At 38.7% G+C, this 434-nt stretch carries 1 protein-coding gene; it reads right to left on the bottom strand.

Going from position 1 to position 434, the window contains the following annotated elements:
* Window positions 1-434, bottom strand: a 434-nt coding sequence (locus HMPREF2701_RS01575; protein WP_186821206.1) for a MucBP domain-containing protein, incomplete at both ends; no start/stop codon positions are given.

The raw sequence follows: 434 nt of genomic DNA, 5'->3' as shown, positions 1-434 counted from the left end.
GTTGTGATACGGTTTGGTTTCATTCCGTTATCTGCAGTGTTGTATTCAGAACCTGGTTTTCCATTGTCAGTATCTTTAGCACCTGAAGCAATATCTTTACCGTCTGCAGTACCTGTTAATGGAGTTCCGTCTTCTGTTTGGTAATTAACGATGACTGATCCAGCTTTTTCGTAAACGTAAGTTACATCAGTTTTACCTTCTACTACGTTTCCAGTTTCTGGTTTAGAATCATCTTTAAGACCAGCTTTTGTAATGTAGTATACAGTTCCGTCTTCTGCAGTGATTTTTTCTGGTTTGTTATCCACAGCAGTGTCATATTTTTCGCTTAGAGATGCACCTTTAAGGTCATCTTTGTCAGCTGCGATTGTCTCACCTTCTGTGTCAACATAGTGAACTACTACGTCACCAGTAACTTCTTTATAAACGTATGTTAC

Origin of the sequence: Streptococcus sp. HMSC077D04, assembly GCF_001808785.1 — a bacterium.
In the GTDB taxonomy this organism is placed as follows: Bacteria; Bacillota; Bacilli; order Lactobacillales; family Streptococcaceae; genus Streptococcus; species Streptococcus mitis_BX.
This window is presented reverse-complemented; position numbering and strand designations above follow the sequence as displayed.